The sequence below is a fragment of the Niveispirillum sp. FG148 genome, assembly GCF_057809655.1.
The window spans coordinates 69670-91300 of record NZ_JBMDKJ010000024.1 but is presented as its reverse complement, the minus strand read 5'-3'; the positions used below and the strand labels follow the sequence as shown (position 1 = coordinate 91300).

General features: G+C 63.3%; 14 protein-coding genes. 10 read left to right on the top strand and 4 right to left on the bottom strand.

What is annotated here, in order from left to right:
• Positions 1 to 37 precede the first annotated feature (37 nt).
• Together ACODTW_RS21230 and ACODTW_RS21225 are read right to left on the bottom strand one after the other, a co-directional pair.
• Entirely contained in the window at positions 38 to 247 is a 210-nt protein-coding gene (locus ACODTW_RS21230; protein ID WP_488948081.1) for a cold-shock protein, read from the bottom strand.
• A gap of 266 nt (positions 248 to 513) precedes the next feature.
• On the bottom strand, positions 514 to 1350 hold the full coding sequence (locus ACODTW_RS21225; RefSeq protein WP_488948080.1) for an ABC transporter permease: 837 nt from the start codon (positions 1348 to 1350) through the stop codon (positions 514 to 516).
• A 278-nt stretch (positions 1351 to 1628) separates the two neighbouring features.
• Between ACODTW_RS21225 and ACODTW_RS21220 the strand changes: the two genes are divergently transcribed.
• Complete coding sequence (locus ACODTW_RS21220; RefSeq protein WP_488948079.1) at positions 1629 to 2417, top strand: TylF/MycF/NovP-related O-methyltransferase; 789 nt, start codon at positions 1629 to 1631, stop codon at positions 2415 to 2417.
• On the opposite strand, the gene ACODTW_RS21215 is transcribed toward ACODTW_RS21220, so the two are convergent.
• Entirely contained in the window at positions 2393 to 3757 is a 1365-nt protein-coding gene (locus tag ACODTW_RS21215; protein WP_488948078.1) for an ABC transporter ATP-binding protein, read from the bottom strand. The two genes, ACODTW_RS21220 and ACODTW_RS21215, sit on opposite strands and share 25 nt — an antisense overlap.
• Positions 3758 to 4021: 264 nt before the next feature.
• On the opposite strand from ACODTW_RS21215, the gene ACODTW_RS21210 reads away from it, so the two are divergent.
• Entirely contained in the window at positions 4022 to 7792 is a 3771-nt protein-coding gene (locus ACODTW_RS21210; RefSeq protein WP_488948077.1) for a response regulator, read from the top strand.
• 3 nt (positions 7793 to 7795) lie between these two features.
• On the opposite strand, the gene ACODTW_RS21205 is transcribed toward ACODTW_RS21210, so the two are convergent.
• Positions 7796 to 8152 (bottom strand): group III truncated hemoglobin, encoded by a 357-nt coding sequence (locus ACODTW_RS21205; protein ID WP_488948076.1) that lies wholly within the window; start codon positions 8150 to 8152, stop codon positions 7796 to 7798.
• A 405-nt stretch (positions 8153 to 8557) separates the two neighbouring features.
• On the opposite strand from ACODTW_RS21205, the gene ACODTW_RS21200 reads away from it, so the two are divergent.
• From ACODTW_RS21200 to ACODTW_RS21165, 8 genes are all read left to right on the top strand, one after another.
• Positions 8558 to 10522 (top strand): glycoside hydrolase family 97 protein, encoded by a 1965-nt coding sequence (locus tag ACODTW_RS21200; RefSeq protein ID WP_488948075.1) that lies wholly within the window; start codon positions 8558 to 8560, stop codon positions 10520 to 10522.
• 61 nt (positions 10523 to 10583) lie between these two features.
• Entirely contained in the window at positions 10584 to 11369 is a 786-nt protein-coding gene (pcaD, locus tag ACODTW_RS21195) for a 3-oxoadipate enol-lactonase (protein WP_488948074.1), read from the top strand.
• Positions 11370 to 11544: 175 nt separating this feature from the next.
• Positions 11545 to 13245 carry a B12-binding domain-containing radical SAM protein gene (locus tag ACODTW_RS21190; protein WP_488948073.1) on the top strand — a complete coding sequence of 567 codons (1701 nt, stop codon included), beginning with the start codon at positions 11545 to 11547 and terminating at the stop codon, positions 13243 to 13245.
• Between the two features lie 30 nt (positions 13246 to 13275).
• Complete coding sequence (locus ACODTW_RS21185) at positions 13276 to 14064, top strand: enoyl-CoA hydratase/isomerase family protein (protein WP_488948072.1); 789 nt, start codon at positions 13276 to 13278, stop codon at positions 14062 to 14064.
• 112 nt (positions 14065 to 14176) lie between these two features.
• Entirely contained in the window at positions 14177 to 19408 is a 5232-nt protein-coding gene (locus ACODTW_RS21180; protein WP_488948071.1) for a trifunctional serine/threonine-protein kinase/ATP-binding protein/sensor histidine kinase, read from the top strand.
• A gap of 176 nt (positions 19409 to 19584) precedes the next feature.
• On the top strand, positions 19585 to 19995 hold the full coding sequence (locus ACODTW_RS21175; RefSeq protein WP_488948070.1) for a VOC family protein: 411 nt from the start codon (positions 19585 to 19587) through the stop codon (positions 19993 to 19995).
• 130 nt (positions 19996 to 20125) lie between these two features.
• Positions 20126 to 20803, top strand: a complete 678-nt coding sequence (locus ACODTW_RS21170) for a sulfite exporter TauE/SafE family protein (RefSeq protein WP_488948069.1) — start codon at positions 20126 to 20128, stop codon at positions 20801 to 20803.
• A 26-nt stretch (positions 20804 to 20829) separates the two neighbouring features.
• Positions 20830 to 21630, top strand: coding sequence for a hypothetical protein (locus tag ACODTW_RS21165; protein ID WP_488948068.1), 801 nt, complete (start codon positions 20830 to 20832; stop codon positions 21628 to 21630).
• Position 21631: the final 1 nt, after the last annotated feature.

The window sequence follows — 21631 nt, the reverse complement described above, 5'->3', positions numbered from 1 at the left end:
AGCCCGCCGCCCTCCACAATTCCGATCAAGAAGCCGGTTAGGCGACCCGAAGGTTCTCAGCAGCCGTCTTGCCCTTGCGCGGATCGCGAACGGCATCGAACGTGACCTTCTGGCCTTCGTTCAGGCTGCTGAGGCCTGCACGCTCAACGGCGGAGATATGGACGAAAACGTCGGAGGAGCCGTCCTCGGGCTGAATGAAACCAAAGCCCTTGGTGCTGTTGAACCACTTGACGGTACCGATAGACATGAATGCCTCCTGGGATCTTTCCCGTTCGGAGCTGCCCGGCGCGGAGTTGCGACGCGGGCATCAAAGTCACGACAGGGAAGAACCAGCGGTAGCCGGAAGATAGCCCAGTAGCAAAGTCGACGCCCCCAACATGGGCCTCAAATCGCCGCGCTACAAGCATCATTTCGTGTCATTTATCACATGGCTGCACGGCGTTGCCCATTTTCGGGCATCACAGGTGGGCGGCAACCGGGCGCATTTCAAACATCGTCCACGGTGTCCGGACGTCAGACGACATCGGCAAAAGCCTTGCGCGCCTTCGCAAACCAGACATGGCCTGCCCAGGCCACCCCCCACCCCAAGGCAAGGGTCTTTGCAAAGGTAATGGGGTCGAACGAGGTCCCCGCGAACAGACAGGCGCGCCACATTTCCAGCATCGGGGCCAGCGGGTTCAACCCGATGACGATGCGGATGCTTTCCGGAACAGCGGCAGCGGGATAGAAAATCGGGCTCAAGAACATAAGCAGCGTGGTAAGAACGGCAATGAACTGTTTGATATCACGCAAGAAAACACCGGCGGCCGACAGGAACCAGGACAAGCCCAGAACCAGCAGGCAATAGGGTATCAACACCAGAGGTGCCAGCAGGGCCGTCAGCGGTGGCATCCCGAAAACGGGACCATAGAACAGCATCAGAACCACCATGTTGATCCCAGCCGACACCAGGGAACTGGCCACCGTCACCGCCGGCATCACCTCAAGCGGGAAGACCACGGTCTTGATGTAGGCGGTGTTTTCCAGGATCAGGCCCGGCGCGCGGTTCACATTGTCAGCCAGGATGTTGAACAGGGTCAGGCCGGCAAACAGGAACAGCGCATATTCGCCGGTATTCTGGCTGTTGGCCGTCCATCGTGTCTGAAAGACGCTGGAAAACACAAATGTGTATACGGCCAGCATCATGAAAGGTGTCAGCACCGACCAGAGCAGACCCAGAATCGACCCCCGATAACGCGATGCCAGTTCCCGGCGGGTCAGCCGCCCGATCAATCCCCGATGGCGCCAAAGGGTCAGAAAGGGCGCGAACGGCCCCAGGCCCGGTGTGGCAGCAGCATTTGTCTCGACCATCAGGAACCTCTCACCACATGGGCCGGATGCCCACATCCCTTCCTGAACGCATTGCCCCGCTCAACCAGCATGACCCAGGAGCAGGAATTGGTTCGGGCTCGCATCAAAATTGTTGTCACCATTTTGCGACAGTGCGGGGGCAGGTCCGCAAGCCCCTCTATATCATGGGGTTTTTGCGCAGGGAAAGGATCGCGCATCCTTCATCCCTGAATGTGCCGCTGGCCCGACGGGTTGAACTGCGCTATCGAAGCCCGGCTGAAAACTGGGAGAACGCAGCGATGCCCGTGGATGCGTCCGGCGACCGGTACCTGACTCTGCTGATGCAGGTCCTGACCGACTATGTGAATATCAATGTCCATGACGGCAGTCAGTTCGTCCGCCCGGAATATGCCGGGCGCGACCTGAACGATCTGACAGTCCGCCGGGAAATCAGGGCGGAAGGCGGGGATTGGCCGCAGCGTGCCTATTCCATGTCCGGCCTGAAACGACTGGAGAACATGCGCCATTGTATCGAAACGGTCGTGGCGGATGGCGTGCCCGGCGATGTGGTCGAAACCGGGGTCTGGCGCGGCGGTGCCTGCATCTTTTCCAAGGCCGTGCTGGACGTGCTGGGGGCCGATGACCGCTGGGTCTGGCTGGCCGACAGCTTCCAGGGTCTGCCGGCGCCCGATTTTGAACGATATCCGGGGGAATTTGCCAGTGATCTCAGCAATGTCGATTATCTGAAGGCGGGCCGCCGCGTGGTGGAGGAGAATTTCCGCCGCTTCGGGTTGCTGGATGGACGCGTGCGCTTCATCGAAGGCTGGTTCCGCGACACATTGCCGACCGCGCCGGTGCGATCCATTGCGGTGCTGCGCCTGGATGGTGATCTGTATGAAAGCACCATCATTGCCCTGGACTCTCTGTATGACCGCGTGCCGCCCGGGGGCTTCGTCGTCATTGACGATTTTGGGGCGGTCCCGGCCTGTGCCGATGCTGTCCATGATTTCCGCCAACGGCGCGGCATCGACGCTCCGATCGTGGAAATCGACTGGACTGGAGTCTACTGGCGCAAAGTATCGGTCTGATCGATTTCCAGACTGACCTGATCCATGGGTACGGCGACCAGACCGCGGAACAGCCGTCCCGTGGTGACGCGGAAAAACAGCGCGTCATGCAGCCAATGGTGCTGCACATGCGCCGTCTCCGTCCCCTCTGCGATGGCGACGGAGACGGCGTAATCGCCTTCCGCCAGAAGTGGCAAGGTGAAATGGAACCGCGCCGTCAGGGTCTCACCCGGCTCCACCGTGCGCGGCAGCAGTGAATGGGTGCTGAAACTGTTATCGACAAAGATGATCTGACCCAGCCGGTCCTTGACCAGGAAGCCGATGATCGGCTGGTTCATGGGCTGATTGACGCGGGCCGTGATGGACAGCACGACATTCTCTCCCCCGCGCATGGTGATATGCCCACCGTCGATGGCCGTCAGCGTCGCATTCAGGATGCGGGCGCCCTCCAGCCCGAACCAGGGGGCGTCGGGATCGAAATCGAACACCTGCACCTGGCTGGGAACGGATTGCGGCGGCGGAACTGACGGGGCGACAGGCGCGGACAGCCGCCGGCCGCCGATGCGCAGCCGGTCCCCTTCGCTCTCGCCATAGACGGATGCCATATAGGCTTCCAGCACTTCCTTGGGCTGCCCCATCTGACGCACTGTTCCGCCATCCAACCAGACGACCCGGTCGCACAGGCGCGCCATGGATCCGGCATCATGACTAACGAAAAGTATGGTGCCGCGCTTCTTGAACCCTTCGATGAAGCGCATGCATTTCTGGTTGAAGGCAGCGTCACCGACCGACAGGATTTCATCGATGATCAGAAGGTCGGCATCGACATGCGCTGCCACGGCAAAGGCCAGCCGGGCATACATGCCGCTTGAATAGAGCTTCACCGGCTGTTCCAGGAAATCGCCGATGCCCGCAAAGTCGGCAATCGTGTCGAACCGTTCGGCGATCTGCCGGTCGTTGAGCCCCAGGACCGCTGCCGCCAGATGCACATTCTCGCGACCCGTGAATTCCGGGTTGAAGCCGGCACCCAGTTCCAGCAGTGCGGCCACACGGCCCTGGACGGCCACGGTGCCCTGTGTGGGTGCCACCGTGCCTGTGATGACTTTCAGCAGGGTCGACTTGCCGGCACCATTGCGGCCCAGGATGCCCACCGTCTGACCGCGCGGCACTTCGAAGCTGACATCGCGCAGGGCCCAATAGTCGGCGTGGAACCGGCGCCAGGGAAACAGCATCTGCTTCAGCCGATCGGCAGGAGAACGATAGATCGCGTAGCATTTGCCCAAGCCCTCGACCCGGACGGCTGCTGCGTCCACCCTGTCTTTGTCGCCGCTTTGATCGGACAAAACCTGCTCCTCATCCATTGCCGCTCCGTCATCCGGCGGGGCGGACGGCCCTGGTTGTCGCGTCCCGCCGATGCGTCGTCAAGGGTGCCTGCCATTTCGTCCCTCCCCGGGGAGAACGGCATGGCGCCACCATTTCGTTATATGACTATCGGTCGGCAGCCGTAATGTCATAGGATAGTATGAAGACGGTGGGGCGTTTTCCCCTGGCCCAGGGTGGAACCGCACCATCCGTCGAAGTCTGGTCAAGCATCTGCTGCCGCCATTTCTTTGCGGAAATATCCTGTGCTCAGCCCTTGGTACCGTATCCAGGATGATGAAACGATAAGGGCCGCCCAATCGGCGGCCTTCGTCCGCCAATTGCCGATGATCATCCTGGGCAACCTGTTCGGAGCCTGGATCGGTGCCATTGTTCTGAAGGACTATTTCTCTCTGCCGGCCCTGATCCCCTTGCTGGTGGGGGTCCCGCTTCTGCTGTTGCCGGCCGTTCAAGGACTTGTCCGCAACCACAACCGTCCCCCACCGCGGCGGGCCTCGCGCCGGCGGATAAAGTTGATCATCATCAGTTCCATCATCATGGGCCTATACTGGGCCGGCATGATGATCTTCTACCTGTCGCAGGCGCCGGGGGAACCAAGGGCCTTGCTGTTGGGCGGATGCGCCTTCCTGGCCGTTGGCGCCAACGCGGCGCTCTCAGTCATCCCTCAGGCCTGCCTCGCCTATGCCTTACCCATGATGGGCACGGCCGTGGTCCTCAGCCTAATCGACCGGCAGGATCCGATCTGGATCGGCACCGCCCTGCTGATGCTGCTGATGACCATGGGGCAGTTGTTGTTTCTTCGCGGTAACTGGCAGGGGTTCCTGGCACTGCGCCGTGGGGAGGAACGGATGGCTGCCGCCCAGCGCGTCGCCAGCCTTGCCTGGCTGGTGGAAGATGTTGAGACCGGAACCTGCGAGATTTCTGACAATCTGGTCGATCTTCTGGGGTTGTCGGCACAGGAAGTCCGGCGCCTGGATCAACTTCCCGTTCTGATCGCCGACAAGCTGCGACGCAGCCAGGGAGAAGGGGAGCGGCAAGGTCCCGATGGGGTCATCAGCCAGCTTTGCCGGCTTGAGCTTGCCGGCGGGGCTGTGCGCTGGATCCGGGAGGATCGCGCGCCTGTTGTCGGTCCGGGCGGCCGCATCGTGCAATGGATCAAGACCTTCCATGACGTAACCTTGCTGGAGGAGGCGCGGGAGACGGCGCGGGAGCGGGAAGCGACCCTGGCGACAGTCCTGGAAACCGTGGACCAGGGCATCCTGGCCTTCGATGCCGATGCGCGCGTGGTGGCCTTCAACAACCGTATCGTTTCCATGCACGGCCTGCCCCCCGGCTTCTGCCGCCCAGGCATCAGCCTGCGCGACCTGATCCGCTGGAAGGCCCTGCGGGAGGAATATGGCCCCCTGCCGGAAGGCGGGGTGGAAGCCAAGATCGACGAACGGGTGGCGATGACCGACATCAGCCGGCCCTATCATTTCGAGCTGGAGCGCCCGGACGGCACCGTGCTGGAGGCGCATGGCAATCCCATGCCGGGCGGCGGCTTCGTGACCACCTATTCCGACGTGACCGACGTCCGTCGCCGGCAGGACGAGTTGCAGCGCCTGGCAGATGCACTGGGCGAGGCAAAGCTGGCGGCGGAGGCCGCAAGCCGGGCGAAGTCCGAGTTCCTGGCCAACATGAGCCACGAGATACGCACGCCGATGAATGCCGTGATCGGCATGAGCTATCTGGCCCTGCGCACGGATTTGCCACCGAAGGCCCGCGAATACCTGCTGAGGATCGAGGAGGCCGGCCGATCCCTGCTTGGCATCATCAACAGCGTCCTTGACCTGTCGAAGATCGAAGCGGGGCGCGTCACAATCGAGAGCATCGATTTTCGCCTGGAGGAATTGCTGGACGGTGTTGTTTCCCTGCATGGGGATGAGGCACGACGAAAGGGGCTGCAATTCATCCTGCGGCGACCGACGGGGATTCCCCGCATGCTGCTTGGGGACCCGCTGCGGCTGGCCCAGGTCATGAACAACCTGATTGCCAACGCCATCAAGTTCACCGATCAGGGCGCCGTCACCGTCACCGTCGTCACCGAAGCCGTTGAGTTTGAGACCCTGTGGCTGTCCGTGCAGGTCAGGGATACCGGCATCGGCATGACCGACGAGCAGAAGCAACGCCTGTTCATCAGCTTCTCCCAGGCAGACAGTTCGACCACAAGGCGCTATGGCGGAACCGGCCTGGGCCTCGCGATCAGCCGCCAGCTGGTGGAGATGATGGGCGGCAGCATCGACGTCGAAAGCCGGTTGGGGGAGGGCAGCCTTTTCCATTTCAAGGTGCCGTTGCGGTGGCGTGCGGTTTCGGTGGGGGAATTGCTGCGTGTCGACGTCGATCTGACGGGACGGCATGCGCTGCTGGTCGATGACAGCGACCTGTCGATCGAAGTGCTGACCAACATGCTGAACCAATACGGCATCGAGGTCGATGGTGTGCGCACCGTGGAGGAGGCGCTGGCGTGCCTGAAACGGGCCGACGACAGCAGCAGCCATTACGATCTGGTGATCACCGACTGGCGCATGCCGGGACTGGACGGACTTGAGCTGTGCCGCAGCATCATGGCCGCCGCCACGCCACCGCCACCGCTGTTGATGGTCACGGCCTATGATGTCGACGAACTGGCGGCACAGACGGTCGACACACCCGTGCGGCAGATCCTGGCCAAGCCCGTTTCCCCGGCAGCCCTTCGCGACGCGTTGCGCCAGGCCTTTGGCCATCTGTCGACAGGGGCCGTCCTGGAAGCGCAGCCGGAGGAAAAGCTGGTCGGCGTTGCTGGTGCGGAGATTCTGCTGGTGGAGGACAACCCCCTTAACCAGCAGGTGGCGTCGGACATGCTGACGCGCTGGGGCATGAAGGTCACCCTGGCGGAGGACGGGCAGCAGGCAGCCGACCTGGTCAGGGATCGGCTGTTCGATCTGGTGCTCATGGATATCCAGATGCCGGTCATGGATGGCTACCAGGCAACACGGGTGATCCGCGCCGAAGCCGCCGCCCATCCCGACCGGCCCCGTGTACCCATCCTGGCCATGACCGCCCATGCCCTGCAAAGCGACCGGCAGCGGTGCCGGGAAGCAGGCATGGATGGTCATGTCACCAAGCCCATCGTTGTCGACGAACTGGTCGACGCGCTGCTGACCTGGCTGCCCAAGGGAATCGGACACACGGTTCCGACGGGACAAATGATGGTCAGCACCGGTGCCCTGCCGCAGGTCTTGCAGGATCTGCAGCCCATTCTGGATATCGATGACGCCGTTGCCCGTGCAGGCGGCAACCCGGATCTGGTGGTCCGGGTGCTGGAGGAATTCGCCCGCCAGCAGGGTAGTCAATTCCAGCGTCTGCGCGACGCCGTCAAGCGTGGAGAGGCGGCCGAGGCGCTGCCCATTCTGCATTCCCTGGCCGGCACCTCCGCCAGCATCGGTGCTGCACCACTGGGGCACGAGGCGCGGTGGGTGGAAGAAATGGCGCGGGCAGGGGCCCCCTATTGGGCGGACGCCGCCGGGGTCGTGCTGGAGCGGCTTTCAACCATCCTCGGCCGCCTGCCGCAGTCAGCCCCGCTGGTGACGACGGCCACCGACCGCGGCCCCCCGCAGGCCGATGGCAGCAAATCCATCCTGATCGTTGACGACAGCGACCTTAACCTGGAATTGACAGGCGGCATTCTGCGTCGGGCCGGTTTTCAGGTCAGCACGGCCAATTCCGGCGAGGCCGCCCTGGAAGCCGTGCGTCAACAGCGTTTCGACGCCGTGCTGATGGACGTGCAGATGCCCGGCATGGACGGTATGGAGACCACCAGCCGCATCCGCACGCTACCCGGCGATACTGGCCGTGTCCGTATCATCGCCATGACCGCGACGGAACGGGCCCGGGTGTGGCCAAAGCTGGCGGCTTCGGGCATGGATGGCTTCATCGCCAAGCCCTTTACAGCCCAATCCCTGCTGGATGAACTGAGGGACGAGTTAAAGCGCCCCTGAAAATCAGGCCGCGATATACTGCATCCCCAACTGCAAGCTGCGCGCGATCCGGCCCGCGGTGGCCCGAACTTCGGCTGCGTCCTCCGGCGACAACACTTGGCGTGCCGTTGTTTCCCATAGGCCCAGCCACCGTTCGAACAGGGCGGGGGTCAGATGTTCCCGCCATTTCAGGTGCGCGCCCATGGGGTTTCCCTTGTAACGGCCGCTGCCCAGCATGACGGATGTCCAGAAATCCGTCAGCAAGGTCAGGTGGTGGTCCCAGTCGGTGATGGCTTTGTTGAACACCGGTGCCAGTTCCGGGTCCTGACGGACCTGGGCATAGAAACCATCCACAAGCGTGGCCAACGCGCGTTCATTCATGATCGAACCCCGATTAAATGCCGGAAATGATAGGCCGAAACCTTTAAAGAGGCAATATAAATACATCTTTAAAAAATTGATGAGCCCACCGGCGGTGACACCCGGATGACGGCCGACCCTGTTGTTTTCCAGTTGCAGCCAATAGACCGATATAGGAAATTGCGTTCCAAGGAATCAGCGCCCGATTAACGGCGCGTCGTGCGGGGGAAATGTCACGGGAGGGAGCATTACTGGCGGAAACGCCAGTGGCAATGCCGGTTTCCGTTCGCCCGTAAGGCGCAATAAAGCCCTGGAACCACGACGCTGGTCTGTCCCACCACCCGGCAAAAAGGGGCCGTTCTTATGAAATTCCGCTCCCTGCTACTGTATTGTGCTCTACCTCTTGCGGCGGCATCCGCTCCGGCAATGGCGGGCGATCGGGAATGCGCGCAGTCCCCCGGCAAGATCATTGAACTCTGTGTGTCCGTGACCGAGGGGCAGGCCTTCTATGAGGTCAGGCGCCTGGGAGCGCCGGTGCTGGCGCCGGCCAGCCTGGGGCTGACTTTCAAGGGGGAAGCCCCCGTGCGCTTCACCGCCATCAGTGACGCGAAGCGGTCAGAGACGGACAATGCCTGGGAACAGCCATGGGGCGAACAGCGACTGATCCGCGACCGGCACACGGAAATGACCGTGGCGCTGGCAGGAGACACGCCCCTGAACAGCAAGGTGGATGTCACCTTCCGGCTGTTCGATGACGGAATTGGTTTTCGCTACGTCTATGGCGCTGTTCCGGCCGGTCAGGCGGTAGAAGTGACGGGGGAACGTACGCAGTTCCGTCCCGTCGGCCGGTTTCAGGCCTGGTGGTATCCGGCATTGGGGGAGGAGCGGGACGAGTATCTTTATACCAAAACGGATGTCCGCCGGATCACCATGGCCGAAACGCCCCTCACCCTGAAGGGGGAGAACGGGCTGCATCTGTCGTTCCATGAGGCCGCGCTGGTCGATTTCCCCAGCATGCTGCTGGCCGGCGACGGATCGGGGACCTTGTCGGCCACACTGATGCCATGGCCGGATGGCGTGCTGGCCCGAAAGACGGGGCCGTTCTCAACGCCGTGGCGAACCGTGCTGATCGGCGAAAGCGCCGCCGCCCTGGCCGACAGCCGCGTTGAACTGAATCTGAACGAGCCGAACCGCCTGGGTGACGTCTCCTGGTTCAGGCCTGGCAAATATGTCGGCGTCTGGTGGGAGATGCACCTGAACAAAGCGACCTGGGGCAGCGGCCCGCTGCACGGGGCCACCAACGCCAATGTGAAGCGCTATATCGACTTCGCCGCAAAGAATGGTTTTACGGGCGTGCTGGTGGAGGGCTGGAACAAGGGCTGGGACGGCGACTGGATTGCAAACGGCGACCAGTTCAACTTCACACAATCTTATGAGGATTTCGATCTGCCGGCCTTGGCCGCCTACGGAAAGGCGAAAGGTGTGGGCCTGATCGGTCATCACGAAACGGGCGGCGCCGTTGTGAACTACGAAAGCCGGCTCGACCAGGCCATGGCGCTGTATGGCAAAGTGGGTGTCCGGGCCGTGAAGACAGGGTACGTCAAGCATAGCGGCACGATCCTGGACAGCCAGGGAGGCCAGCAATGGTTCGCGGGGCAGTACATGGTCCGCCACGATCAGCGCGTGCTGGAAGCTGCGGCTGCTAACCATATCGCCATCAACACCCATGAACCGGTAAAGGATACGGGCCTGCGCCGTACCTGGCCAAACTGGATCAGCCGGGAGGGAGCGAGGGGGCAGGAATACAATGCCTGGGGCAAACCAACCAACCCGCCCGAACATGTGACGATCCTGCCCTTCACGCGCATGCTGGCGGGACCCATGGACTATACGCCCGGTATTTTCGACCTCACCTTCGGCAAGGATAAGGTGGAGGCGCGGGTCCAGTCGACGCTGGCAACACAGCTGGCCCTGTATGTCGTGCTGTACAGCCCCATCCAGATGGCGGCCGACCTGCCGGAGAATTATGAAGCCCGGCCCGACGCGTTTCAATTCATTCGCGATGTGGCCGTGGATTGGGAAACATCCCGTACCTTGCAGGGGGAAATCGGTGATTACATCGTGGTCGCCCGCCAGGCGCGCGGCAGCCAGGAATGGTTCCTGGGGGGCGTGACGGACGAAGTGGCGCGCAAGCTGTCACAGAAGCTGGACTTCCTGGCTCCCGCAAAGCGCTATGAGGCCCAGATCTACGCTGACGGACCGGGTGCCGATTACCGCACAAACCCCGCGGCGCTGACGGTCAGCAAGCGGATCGTCACGGCCAATGACAGCCTGGATCTGGATATGGCGCCGGGCGGTGGCGTCGCCATACGCTTCAAACCGTTGAAGTGAAACTGTCGGCACCGCGCGCCAGACTATGCCAGGATGCCAGCAGGGAAGGGAGGCCGTTACGATGGCAGAGACGGTAACGCTGACCGATGGATGCAGGCTGAACATCCGTTTGGACGGTGATGCGGCCTTGCCCACGCTGGTGCTGGCCCATGCGCTGGGAAGCAACATGGATATGTGGGCGCCCCAGGTGGTAACCTTGTCGCGATATTTCCGCGTCCTGCGCTATGACAGCCGCGGCCATGGGGCGTCCGACACGACGCCCACCCCCGGCAGCATCGCGCGCCTGGGCCGTGACGTGGTCGAACTGCTCGACCTGTTGGGCCTGGACCGCGTCCATTTCGCCGGACTGTCAATGGGCGGCATGGTCGGGCAGTGGCTGGGGGCCCACGCGCCCCACCGTCTGTCCCGCCTGATGCTGTGCAACACGGCGGCCCATATGCCGCCGGCCGGCGCATGGGATGCCCGCATCGCCCTGGTTCGGGCGCAGGGCATGGGGGCCATCGTCGATGGCGTGCTGGAACGCTGGTTCACCACCCCTTTCCGGCAGGCGCAGCCCGATGCCGTCACGCCCATAGAGAGGGTATTGCGGGCCACCGGCGTGGAGGGCTATGCCTCCTGCTGTGTCGCGGTACGCGACATGGACCAGCGACCCCTGCTATCCGCGATTCAGGTGCCGACCCTGGTCGTCGCCGGCGCTCATGACCTTTCCACCCCCCTGGAGAAGGCCCGTGAGTTAACGGCAACCATCCCGGACGTACGCCTGGTTGAGTTGGAGGCAGCGCATCTGTCAAATGTTGAACAGGCCGAGGCTTTTAACGCTGTCCTGCTGTCTTTTCTGACAGCGTGACCGGGCGCGCCGACAGCGGCTTGTCCGACACCCATGTCCTGGAATATCGGCTATCGTCCATTTTTTCGCCATCAGACCGTCACCGGGAACTGCGCATATGACTTACCGCCTTGACGGGAAGGTCATGCGCAAGTTCTAGTGATGTTTCCTGGGGAAAATAATGCGGGGCGGAACCATGGAAGGGATCAGCAAGCTGATCGAAGGGGAACGTGCGGCGGCCTTCTGGGGAGAGGACCCGCCACCCCCCATCCGTCCGGTGACGCTGGATATCCTGTTCCTGCATCCCAAGACGCTGGTCGACAGCTGGCCTATCCCCGTCGACACGCTGGGCGAGATGGTGAAGATGCCCAGTTCCGTTTATCCCATCCTGGCCTCGTCCATCGCCGACCTGCATGTCGAATATTCCATCTTTGACGGCTATGTCGCGCGGGAAACGTTCCAGGCCTACAAGGATCGACTGTCCAGGCCCGATGTCATCTGCATCAGCGTCATGACATCGCTGAAGGCCATGGACACGGAGTTGACCATCCGGCTGGCAAGGGAATTGAACCCCAAAGTCAAAATCATCCTGGGCGGCAATCATGCCAGCGCATGGCCGGAACGGTGGCTTAAACTGGGCGCCGACTATGTGGTGATCAAGGAGGGCGAGATACCGTTCCGCCGCCTGATCCAGCATCTGACCGGCTGGCAGGTGACGCCCGCGGAAGTGCCGAACCTGTGGTGGCGCCAAGGTGAGGCAATCCACAAATCCACCGCGCAACTGCCCTTGATCGACATCAACCGGGCACCGGTTCCTGACTGGAGCCGGTTCGATTTCCGGCCCTATGGCATGGGGATGAGCGACGGGTTCGCCGCGGCCGTCGAAATCTCCCGTGGATGTCCGCAACGCTGTGATTTCTGCAATATCAATAAGTTCTGGGACTACAAGCAGCGTTACAAATCGGTGGAGCGGGTGCTGGAGGAACTGACGGCGCTGCATGCCCGGGGCGTGCGGGAGTTCATCTTCACCGACGATAATTTCGGCGGCGACCACCGGCACACGATCAAGCTGCTGGAGGGCATGATCGCGCGCGGCCTGGACATGCGCTGGGGCAGCTTCCTGCGCGGTGACACGGTGACCAAGACCAAGGGGTTCGAGGTGCTGGCCGCCAAGGCGGGCATGCGCTTCTGCATGATGGGCATCGAAAGCCTGGACCCGACCTGGCTGAAATCCCACCGCAAGGGGGTGCGCGCATCGGACGTCGTGGGCATGTATTCCGATGTCTATAACCGGCTGCGTTCGCAGAATATCTATGTCGTCGGCCTGTTCATTTCCCCACCCCAGGGCGAGCGTACCGATTTTTCCGGCACAGGGGCCTGTGGCGTCGTCTGCGATTACCACTATTCGGCCAACCTGATCGCGCAGAAGGGCAGCCTGCTGTATGAGGAATACAAGGCCCGCGATGCGGTAGCCAAGGACATGTTCTATCACGACTGGAACCTGTCCAGTGTCGTTCTGGGCGACGGGCGGGTGCAGAAGAACCAGAAATCGCTGTGGGACGAGGTTAAGGAGGCCTTCACCGGTTACGGCATCCGTTCGGCCTTCTTCGGCACAGCTTTCGCGCGACGGTTCCGCTGGCGCCCTATCTTCGTCGTGGGGGAGCGGATATTGTGTACGACTGCGGCGGATATTAAGCGCTGGCGCTTGGCCCGCGACAAACGTCTGTCCGTGCAGGAAAGACAGGACCGCATCCTGCAAACAGAACTGGGGGAAGAACGGATCAAACGGTTAGCCCGGCGTCGTTTCTGGATCAGTCCCTTGTCCTTGCGCACCGGCCTGTGGTCAGCCAGGCCAAAGCGGGCCGTGCCGGTATCGGCCGATGCCGCCCGCCCGTGACCCCAGTGCCAGTCAGAAAGGCCCGGTTCCATGGCGTATCGACACTTGCGCTTTGATCGTGATGGCCGCATCGCCATCATCACCTTGAACCGCCCGACCGCCCGGAATGCCATCGACCGGACGTTGAACGCCGAATTGCATCAGGTCTGGACGCGCTTCGCCGATGATGATGGGCTTGATGTCGCCATCCTGACGGGAGAAGGCGAGGCCTTTTGCGCCGGGGCCGATCTGGCGGACTATATTCCGCAATTCCTGGGCGGCGATATGCGAACCGTCCGGGCCAACGTGCCGCATGGGCTGGGCGGCATCACCCGCGGCCAGCACCGGTTGGCCAAACCCGTCATCGCGGCGGTGAATGGCTGGGCACTGGCGGGTGGCTTCGAACTGGCCCTGGCCTGTGATGTGCGCATCGCCGCCGACAGTGCCATATTCGGCAGCTACGAAATCCACCGCGGCTTTCACCATGGCGATGGGGGAATCGTCAGGCTGGTACAAAGCATCGGCGTGTCGCGCACCATGGATATCGTGTTGTCGGGCAGGGACATAACGGCAGAGGAGGCGCATCGGATCGGCTTGGTCAGCGCCGTGGTCCCCGGTGATGATCTGTTGCCGGCTGCCCTGGCATATGCCGGCCGCATCGCCGGCAAAAGCCAGGCGGCAATCCGTTCCGCCAAAGAAACAATCCTTGAAGTTGCAGGACGTTCCCTGGATGACGCCCTGCGGCTTGAGGCGTTATATGGCTATTCCAGTGGTGATGTGCAGCAGGTGAAACAGCAGTTGGAGCGGTTCCTTGCCAAGAAGAACGGCGATCTCTCGTGACTGGCTGGGATATTTCCAGCGAGCGAATTTCCGCCGACCTTGTAACCTGCTGTGGGACATGGTCTGATGTATACAACTACACAAGGCCGGACCTAGTCAGGTTGGGGTGGGCATGGCGCCCTTGGATTCGTCGCTGAGGCTGACTGACGAGGTTCAACGGGATACTCGGACCGTCCTGCTGCGCGGGACATATGGGACCGACTCCCGGCCCGTGCGCGTGCGCGTGCCGGCCTTGCGCCAGACCCGCGATATTGCCGCCATTCATCGTGAACATGACATGCTGTCGGTCCTGGGCACGCCGCATGTCGAGGAGGTCGTCGCCCTGACGGAGAGCGTCCACGGCCCGACGCTGATCCTGGCAGACCGGTCTGACCGCATGTTGTCCACACTGATCCCGGCGGGGGGCATGGCGTTGGACCGGTTCCTGCCGCTGGCCCTGGACATGGCGGCAGCGGTGGAGGAGGTGCATGCCCGCGACATGGTTCATCGCGGCATCCGTCCTGCCAGCTTCTGGGTGGCGTCTGATGGCGTGACGGTTACCCTTGGCAATTTCTGCAACGCGTCGCTGTTCCCGAACGAGGCGGCATTGGGCCTGGGGGCGGGACAACTGGATGGTGATCTGCGCTATCTGTCACCTGAACAGACAGGCCGGATGAACCGCGTTGTCGATTACCGCAGCGACCTCTACTCGCTGGGCCTCTGTTATTACGAGATGCTGACGGGCCAATTGCCGTTCAATGCGGCGGACCGGGTGGGTTGGGTCCATTGCCACATCGCCCGCGAACCACGTCCCATCCGGGAACTGCGGCCAGACCTGCCGGAACCGCTGGCGGAACTGGTCATGCGTCTTCTGGCGAAGGCGGCGGAACAACGTTACCAACTGGCCGCAACCGTCAAGGCCGATCTGGCCGCCTCCCTGGCCGAATGGCGGGAAACAGGCCGCATCACCCGCTTTCGCCCCAACCGGGGCGACCGCCCCCGGCAACTGGTGCTGCCACAACGGCTGTACGGTCGTGACCGGGAGGTCGGGCAAGTACTGGCCGCCTTCGACCGGGCCAGCCAGGGCCACGTCGAATTCCTGGCGGTGTCCGGCAGTTCCGGTATCGGCAAATCGGTGCTGGTGCGGGAGGTGCAGCGGCCGCTGACGGCGCGGCGCGGCTATTACGCCGAAGGCAAATTCGACCAGCTGCGCCGCGACGTGCCGTTCCTGGCACTGATCCAACCGTTGCGCGATCTGGTCAAGCAGGTCCTGACGGAGCCCCCGGAGGCGCTGGCGCATTGGGCAGAGAGACTGTCACGGGCGCTGGGGCGCAATGCGCCCGTCATGGCCGAGGCCTTACCCGAGCTTGAACTGGTACTGGGCACGCAAGCACCACCACCAGCCCTGCCACCCATTCAGGCCCAGAACCGGTTCCAGCAGACCGTGGCGGCGTTCCTGCTGGAATTTGCCGCGGCCGAACATCCCCTGGTCCTGTTCCTGGACGATCTGCAATGGGCAGATGTCGCGTCGCTGAAACTCCTGGAAGCGCTGCTGGTCGATCCCGATGCACGCCATCTTCTGGTGGTCGGCGCCTATCGCGATCATGAGGTTGACGCAGCCCACCCTTTGACGCGCATGCTGTCCCTGGTGGCGAAATCCATCCGCGTCACCGCAATCGTGCCACAGCCGCTGGGGCCGGATCATGTCCATGGCTGGCTGGCGGAGGCCATGGGCGCGGATGACGGGGACGTGGGGCGGCTGGCGCAGCTGCTGACGGCCAAAAGCGGCGGCAATCCCTTCTTTCTGGGTCAGCTGTTGTCGACGCTGGCCGCCAACCATGTCGTGCGCTTCGATCCGCAGGCGGGGCACTGGGTGGCCGACGTCGTGGACGTGGAACGGGCCAGTCTGCCCGATGATGTGGCCGACCTGCTGGCGGCACGTCTGGGCGTGCTGCCGGAACCGACGCAGGATGTGCTGCGGCTTGCGGCCTGCATCGGCAACCGCTTCGAACTTGGCCTGCTGGCCGCCATTTGCCGTCTGGGCCCGGAATTATGCCTAACCCGGCTGGAGCCGGCTTTGCGGGATGGCTACTGCGTGCTGGTGGAGGATGAGGGCGGACCGGCCAGCGTCTATCGCTTCACCCATGACCGGCTGCACAAGGCCGCCTATCTGCTGACCCCGGAGGGAGAAAGGGCGGGAGTACATCTGGAACTGGGCCGTCGCCTGCGTGACGATGTCGGCCTGGCGGCGCGGCTGCCCTTCGAGGTTGTCCGGCACCTGAACCTGGGCAGCGCCCTGATCACCCAGCCGGAGGAACGACGAGGCCTGGCGCGGTTGAACCATGAGGCCGCGGTAAAGGCGCGCGCCTCTGCCGCCTTCGATATCGCCCATGGTCTGCTGCGCATGGCGATGACGATGATGCCCGCGGGCGGGGAAACGGCGTTGCGCTGGCGGCTGTGGATGGATGCGGCCGAGGGTGCCTATCTGGCCCAGGATTTCGAGGCATTCCAGGCCCGGCGGGCGGAGCTGGAAACCATGGCGCCCGACGATCTGCGACGGGCGGAACTGCTGGAACTGGTGGTCCTGGCCAATGAGGCCCGCAATAATTTCGGGGAGGCGCTGCGGGCGGCCGTCGAGGGGCTGCGGCTGCTTGACGTACCGCTGTCAGAGACAACGGCCAAGCGTGACACGCTGCTGTTGATCGCAGGCCAGCTGTGGCGGCTGAAAGGAAGGACGGCGGCAGCGCTGGCGGAATTGCCAGCCATGACGGATGAGCGGCTGCTGCAGGTGATGCGACTGCTGGCATCTGCCATCCGCGCCAGCTACTCACTGGCGTCGCCCCTGTTGCCCGTGCTGTCGCTGAAAGGCGCACTGCTGTCGCTGGACCACGGCGTCACGCCGCAATCCACCATCTGCTTTACGGGCAGCGCCCTGATCTTCATCGGCGCGCTTAATGATATCGGCCGCGGCAGCCGCCTGGGCGATCTCAGCATGCGGCTGGGCCAGCGGTTCGGCGTCGTGGTTCATATCCCCAACCATCTGGTGGTTGTCCAGCACTGGACCTCTGCTTTGCGCGACATCGCCCCGGTGGCGGCGGATATTTCCAAGGAACTGATCGCCACAGGCTTTTACGACCGCGCCGGTCTGTGCCTTATGGTGGAAATGACGGTCCACACCGTCTGCCGCCACAATCTGGAACAGGAACTGGCGTCCACCCAGGCGGCGCTGGCCTTTGCCAAGCGCCGCGACCTTAAGCTGATCGAAGAGACGGCGCAGAACCCCCTGGCGCTGATCGCCCGGCTGCGGCGACCGGAACTGGGGGGACTGGATGAAATACTGCCCTATGTCGGCACGGCCGACAGCCACACGGGCGAGGTAGCATTCAAAATCAGGCAGATATTCACCCTGCTGGTTTTTGACCATAGCGATCTGGCCCGCACCCTTGCGGCCGATGTCCGCCCGCAATTGCGCAGCGTGCTGGGGTCGGCATGGGTGGCACCGTTCCATTGGTACGAGGCGCTGGCCTTGCTGGACCTGCTGGCAGAGGCAAGCGACGCGGGTCATCGGGCGGCCGCGCTGAAGCAGGTGCGCCGGAACCTGAAACTGCTGCGGCAATGGACATCCCATGCACCCATGAACAATGCCCATCGCCTGCGCCTGCTGGAGGCGGAGATGGCAGCCCTGTCATCCTCCACGGGGGCCCTGTCACAGCAGGCCGCTGCTGCCTTCGGCGAGGCGGTGGAACTGGCCCTTGACCAGGGCTTCGTCGGGGATGCCGCCTTGGCGACGGAGCGGTTGGGGCGGGCGCTGCTGCGCCGGGGCCGCCGTCCCGCCGGCATCGTGCAGATGCGTGAGGCCTGGTTGCTCTACCGTCGATACGGTGCCCTGGCCAAGGCCGAAAGACTGGCCCGGGCGTTCCCCGATGCCCTGGAAGGCTTGATCCTGTCCGGGCAGGGCGATGAGGCGGGTGGCCAGCAGTCGCTCGACGTGTCCACCGTCACCAAGATGGGGCAGGCCATCGCTGGCGAACTGGTGCTGGACCGGCTGATCGGCCGGGTGCTGGATCTGGCCATGGAAAATGCCGGTGCCCGCTACGCCGCTCTGACCCTTGTGGATGCCGACGGTCGCGCGCTGGCGGCCGAACAGCGCCTGGGAACCATGGCAAGGGCAGAGGAGGAGACCCAGCCCATCGGTGCGCGCCTGCCCGAACCCCTGCTGCTTTACGCGGAACGGACGCTGGAAACCGTGCTGATCGAGGATGCGCGCGTCCAGACGCGCTTCCCCTTCCATCGCCGCTGGGACCGGGCGACGGCGGTATCGGTACTGGCGGTGCCGGTGGTGCATCAGGGGCGCTGCATCGGTGTCCTGTACCTGGAAAATGACCTGACTGCCGGGGCGTTTACGGCCGATCGGGTGGAACTGCTGCGCGTACTGGCCTCCCAGGCGGCCATTGCCATTGCCAATGCAAGGCTGTTTGAGGAACTGGACCGTGCCCGCAAGGCCCTGCTGGAATATAATCAGCGGCTGGAACAGGTGGTGACGGAACGCACGGCCGACCTTGCCGGGCGCTCGGCAGCGCTGGAACAATCCCTGGCGGCGTTGCGGGCGGCGCAGGCGCAACTTGTGCAGAAGGAAAAGCTGGCATCACTGGGCGGACTTGTGGCCGGCGTCGCGCATGAAATCAACACCCCGCTGGGCGTGGCCCTGACCGGTGCCAGCTATTGCCAGGAACAGCTGGAGGATCTGGCCGCCGTCGCCGACCAGAAACGCCTGACCCGGACAGGGCTGGAGGAGTTCCTGTCCGATATACGCGAAGTGATGCGCACCGTTCTGCACAATCTCCGCCGATCGGCCGATCTGGTGCAAAGCTTCAAGCAGGTGGCTGTCGGCAAGTCGGAGGAAGAGGTTGAGGACATGGATGTGGCGCAATATCTGCGCGGCATCCTGCCCAGCCTGGAACTGCTGCTGAAGACCCGTGGCATCCGGCTGGAGACTTCATTGGAGGAAGGCCTGTTCCTGCAGGCGCCATCGGGAGCCATCGCCCGGGCCGTGACCCATCTGGTTCAGAACGCCGTTGATCACGCCTTTGAGAATATTCGCGATCCGCTGCTGCGGCTGTCGCTTTACCGGCAGGGACCGGTGATGATCCTGAAAATCACCGATAACGGCGTCGGCATGACGCCGGAGGTTTACAGACGGGCCTTCGACCCATTCTTCACCACACGCCGTAACACCGGCTCCACCGGGCTCGGCCTGCACATCGTGCATAATCTCGTGACCGGCCCGCTGGGAGGCGAAATGGACGTCGTGACGGCACCAGGGGACGGCACATCCATCACCATCCGGGTGCCTTTGCCCCAATAGTGCGGTTCCCGCTGACAGGAAAGCCGCGCCGGCGGTGGCACCCACGCGATGCCGGAAAGTGGGATACGCGTTGCACTTGTCGTTCTGGCATGATGCATCCATCTCCCACTGGCATCTCCCACTGGCATCCCCCAGGGGCATCTCCTGCCGGCACAGTCATTCATTCAGGAAAAATCATGCGGATTGCCCATGTGGCCCTTTGGACAGCGGACCTGGATCAGGCAGCCGAATTCTGGCGCCACTATTTCGGGGCCAGCATCGGGGAGGCCTATCACAGCCGTCGGCGCCCCGGTTTCATCTCCCGCTTCGTTACTCTTCCCAAAGGCGGGGACCAGATCGAACTGATGACCGGCCCGTGGATTGCGGGATCGGCAGGGGGCGAGGCGGCGGGCTGGGATCATATCGCCATTCGCGTCGGCAATCGTGCGGCGGTGGACGCACTGGCCACCCGGTGCGCAGCCGATCAATGTCTGGTGTCGGGACCGCGGCTGACCGGCGACGGTTTCTACGAGGCGGTGATTGCGATGCCGGATGGCTGTCGGATCGAAATCACCGGTGACGACGCGGCGGACACCCCATCGGCCTGACCTGCCGGGGCGATTTGCCACCCCGACCTGCATGGAATACGCTTTCCCGCGCGGAACGGGAGTGCCACCCTGGCACAGGCAGGCCGATGTGGTTCAGGGTTCAACGGCTGCTGATGGATGGCAAAAACGGATGGATCAGATCAATTTTCTGGGCGGTTTGCTTCTGGGGCTGGCCAGTACCCTGCATTGCGCGACCATGTGCGGCGGCATAGCCGGCAGCCTGTTGATGGGACTGTCGCCCGACAGCAGTCGGTCGCGTCAGATTACCTATCTCTTGTCCATGCAGGCGGGACGGGTAGTGGCCTATATGCTGGCCGGTGCCACGCTCAGCGCCCTGGGGGCGGCCTTCTACGGGCTGTTTGACCAGCGCGATGCCTACCGGGTCCTGCAATGGTCGGCGGCGGCTACGCTGGCCTGGATCGGCCTGTCGCTGATGGGGCTGGTGCCGGCCCTGTCCATTTTCGACCGTATCCTGTCACCCATCAGTCGTGTGCTGGGGGCGTTGCGCCGGCATGGGAAATTGTCGGCCCCCCTGGTGGGTCTGCTTTGGGGATTTCTGCCCTGCGGCATGGTCTACGCGGCCTTGTTCTATGCCACCCTGTCGGGCAGTGCCATCCAGGGCGCGCTGGTCATGGCCGGGTTCGGCCTGGGGACCTTGCCAGCGGTGACCCTTGCGGCCTTCGGCTATGGCAGGCTGATGACCTGGGCGCGCCGCCCCCAACTGCGCCGAGCCATGGGTGCAGTGCTGGTCGCCTTGGCCCCCCTTTCGCTGCTGGTTCCGACCCATGTGATCGCAGCCCTCTGCTGATGGGGCTTTCAAGCAAGGACACCGCCGTGCCTGACGCGCTCGACCTTGTAGGGCAGATGCTGGACGAACGTCTGGTCATGACGGCCAAACGGCCTTTCATTCTGGGCATCTGCGGCGCGCAGGGCAGTGGCAAATCAACCCTGGCGGAGGGGCTGGCACAACGGTTGCGCGATACGGGCCTGCAGGTTGCGGTGCTGTCGTTGGATGATCTTTATCTGACACGGGCAGAACGGGTGGCCCTGGCCCGTACCATCCACCCCCTGCTTGCCACGCGGGGAGTGCCGGGAACACATGATGTGGCCTTGGGCCTGGCGGTGTTCGACGGGTTGGCGGCGGGTGGCTGCACCTTGTTGCCCCGGTTCGACAAGGCAACAGATGACCGGGCACCGTCTGGCGTCCGCATCGACGGGCCGGTGGATGTGGTGCTGTTCGAAGGCTGGTGTGTGGGCGCGGTGGCACAGGAAGCCTCGGCGCTTGCCACACCGATAAACGACCTTGAACGCCTCCAGGACGCCGACGGGCATTGGCGCCATCATGTCAATGCCGCGTTGGCAGGGGAGTATCAGCACCTGTTCGGGCGCATCGATGCCCTGGTCCTGCTGGCCGCGCCGGACTTCGCGATGGTACGGGACTGGCGGATCGAGCAGGAAGAGGGGCTGCGACAGTCCCTGCGGGCCGCCGGCAGGTCCACCGAAGGCACCATGGACGACGCGCAGATCGCCAGCTTCATTCAGTTCTACGAACGCCTGACCCGCCACATTCTGGCCGAAATGCCTGACCGCGCCGACCTGACGCTGCGTCTGGATGGCCGGCGGCGCGTCCTCTGAA

Excerpts from the sequence above, each read along its gene's own strand:
- ACODTW_RS21230 (WP_488948081.1), bottom strand. The coding sequence starts at position 247 with ATGTCTATCGGTACCGTCAAGTGGTTCAACAGCACCAAGGGCTTTGGT.
- ACODTW_RS21225 (WP_488948080.1), bottom strand. The coding sequence starts at position 1,350 with ATGGTCGAGACAAATGCTGCTGCCACACCGGGCCTGGGGCCGTTCGCG.
- ACODTW_RS21220 (WP_488948079.1), top strand. The coding sequence starts at position 1,629 with ATGCCCGTGGATGCGTCCGGCGACCGGTACCTGACTCTGCTGATGCAG.
- ACODTW_RS21215 (WP_488948078.1), bottom strand. The coding sequence starts at position 3,757 with ATGGATGAGGAGCAGGTTTTGTCCGATCAAAGCGGCGACAAAGACAGG.
- ACODTW_RS21205 (WP_488948076.1), bottom strand. The coding sequence starts at position 8,152 with ATGAATGAACGCGCGTTGGCCACGCTTGTGGATGGTTTCTATGCCCAG.
- ACODTW_RS21200 (WP_488948075.1), top strand. The coding sequence starts at position 8,558 with ATGGCGGGCGATCGGGAATGCGCGCAGTCCCCCGGCAAGATCATTGAA.
- pcaD (WP_488948074.1), top strand. The coding sequence starts at position 10,584 with ATGGCAGAGACGGTAACGCTGACCGATGGATGCAGGCTGAACATCCGT.
- ACODTW_RS21190 (WP_488948073.1), top strand. The coding sequence starts at position 11,545 with ATGGAAGGGATCAGCAAGCTGATCGAAGGGGAACGTGCGGCGGCCTTC.
- ACODTW_RS21185 (WP_488948072.1), top strand. The coding sequence starts at position 13,276 with ATGGCGTATCGACACTTGCGCTTTGATCGTGATGGCCGCATCGCCATC.
- ACODTW_RS21180 (WP_488948071.1), top strand. The coding sequence starts at position 14,177 with ATGGCGCCCTTGGATTCGTCGCTGAGGCTGACTGACGAGGTTCAACGG.
- ACODTW_RS21175 (WP_488948070.1), top strand. The coding sequence starts at position 19,585 with ATGCGGATTGCCCATGTGGCCCTTTGGACAGCGGACCTGGATCAGGCA.
- ACODTW_RS21170 (WP_488948069.1), top strand. The coding sequence starts at position 20,126 with ATGGATCAGATCAATTTTCTGGGCGGTTTGCTTCTGGGGCTGGCCAGT.